The sequence below is a fragment of the Veillonella parvula genome (assembly GCF_047241225.1).
Taxonomy (GTDB): Bacteria; Bacillota; Negativicutes; order Veillonellales; family Veillonellaceae; genus Veillonella; species Veillonella parvula_O.
Window position 1 is genome coordinate 1 of sequence record NZ_JBKTIE010000012.1, and the last position, 2,202, is coordinate 2,202.

The 2,202-nt window shown below is 35.9% G+C and carries 1 protein-coding gene; it reads left to right on the forward strand.

Annotated features, from left to right (window positions below; all coding sequences use genetic code 11):
- The first annotated feature begins 462 nt into the window (after positions 1-462).
- Positions 463-1,434 carry an acetylxylan esterase gene (locus ACLRYO_RS09530; protein ID WP_118445544.1) on the forward strand — a complete coding sequence of 324 codons (972 nt, stop codon included), beginning with the start codon at positions 463-465 and terminating at the stop codon, positions 1,432-1,434.
- The last annotated feature ends 768 nt before the right edge of the window (positions 1,435-2,202 follow it).

Consider the following 2,202-nt stretch of genomic DNA (forward strand, 5'->3'; position numbering starts at 1 on the left):
CATTTTGGTGCAAGCGTAATTCATGGATAGCGTAGCAATATTTTGCGCTTACTTTAGGACGGTTCTCTTATCATAGCATCTATCCACTTGTATAATAAACGCAAGTCTCTTTAATCTAGAGTCCTGCTAAAGGGAATCCTGCACTTCTTTCTTAGATTAATATGAAAAAATATTTATCATACATATGTAGAATATACTTTTACAGGCAAGAAGGTCTCCGTATGTATAAAGGCCGAGCCGGAGACGGGAGGATCGATATCCTGATGGATGCTAAACATAACATAGCGGTGCTGACGATCAGCGGTGTGCAGTTTAGCAGTTTCATACGCCCGCATTTACCCCAATATTTTACGAAGAAGGCTAGCATGCGATCAGACCTGATCTTTTTTGCTGTGAAATATAGAAAAAATGAAACTGGTCATACTAGATTTTTGTTTGTGTAAAAAAAAGGAGAATTATATAATGAGAGGATTTGGATTGAAAGAAATACAAAATTATAAAGGAAGAGACGAAATTCCTAGAGATTTTGATGACTTTTGGAATAAGCACATTAAGGAGACGAAAGTTCCCGTTAACTACTCGTTGGAGAAAATGGATTTTGGTTTAACAAAGATTGATTGTTACGAGTTGAGATTTCAAGGAGTTACAGGGGGAGCTATATATGCAAAGGTAGTTTTACCGCAAGCTACAGATAAAATTCCAGTTATTTTAAGTTTCCATGGGTACATGGGGAGATCATCCGACTGGTCTACGATGTTTTCATATGCTAGTGCAGGATATGGTTTTGCTATGATGGATATTCCAGGGCAATCAGGCCATTCGATTGATTCCGGCAATACTGTGAGAGGAAATACAGTGAAAGGTCATATAATCCGTGGAATGTTAGATGGGCCGAACTCTTTATTCTATAAGAATGTCTATTTGGATGTCTATTGTTTTTCAAAAATAATTGGTAGCCTAGAAAATGTAGATGAAGATACATTGTATAGTTATGGAGCATCTCAAGGGGGAGGATTGGCATTAGTAACGGCAGCTTTGAACGAAAAAATTAAGACGGTAGTTTCCATATACCCATTCCTCTCAGATTTTAGACGGGTTCTTGAAATTGGTAATACAAGTGAAGCGTATGATGAATTATTTCGTTATTTTAAGTTTTTTGACCCATTTCATGAAACCGAAGACAAAATCATGAATACTTTAGCGTATATAGATGTTAAAAACTTCGCACATCGAATAAAATGTCCTGTAAAAATGATAACCGGTTTAGAAGATATTGTTTGTTATCCCGTAACTCAGTTTGCAATTTTTAATCGATTAGAAGGTGAAAAAGAACATCTTCTGTTACCAGAGTATGGACATGAAGATATGCATGTATACGTTAATGATATTGTTTTTAATTGGATATGCGGAACGAAAATCCAAAGGCAATTTTAGGGGATATCGAAAATCGTCCATTAAACTAAATTTATCTTGCATAAGTTCGAAAATCAGAGCTTGGATTGTGCTGTTCAAGAGTGGCATTAGCCCCGACTGAATACATATAAATATGTAAATTTAGATGTATTGAACATATGAATATTTTTTGGAACGGGAGCAATTATATTCTGAAATGCTATACTAACCCCATTAGGAATCGTTTGGATGATTCAAGATAAAAAAGCAAAGTGGTTTCTCTGTTTTAACCTGTCCTTCCTATCATTTACCGTCTATGTGTTCTATCCAGACGTAGCCATCAGAGAAATTAACTAATCATAAGGGACTCTGATGTATATTATAATTACAATGGGAAAAGTGTTTTGGATATGAATGATCGCAGCCATTTTGACTAACTTAATATCTTTTAGTAAAGAAAAATAGAAGTGTAGAGAACAATAAATCTAAAGATAAATTGGAGCAACCAAAAGATACACAGATGAAGCATTAAAGAGTTGAATTAATGACAGGCACATACTGAGATATGGAGTTTAGTGCAAATGTGGTTAGAACTTTAACAAAAAAATGTTTCCATCCCTGTGTCTTATATCTTTCCGGATTCCACTCCATCTGTTGATAAACTAACGTTTTCAACTCGGTGGTGGCGATTTTTTCGTACCCGGCGTAGCTAGCTACCTCGTGCAGTTGAGATCTTGCTGTCCCAAAGGATTATTAACCTATATTATTCACGGCTTCGCCGTGAAAGTGGCTGAAAGCCACATAGTTACT

Coding starts and splice junctions, on each gene's coding strand:
- ACLRYO_RS09530 (WP_118445544.1), top strand. CDS start 463: ATGAGAGGATTTGGATTGAAAGAAATACAAAATTATAAAGGAAGAGAC.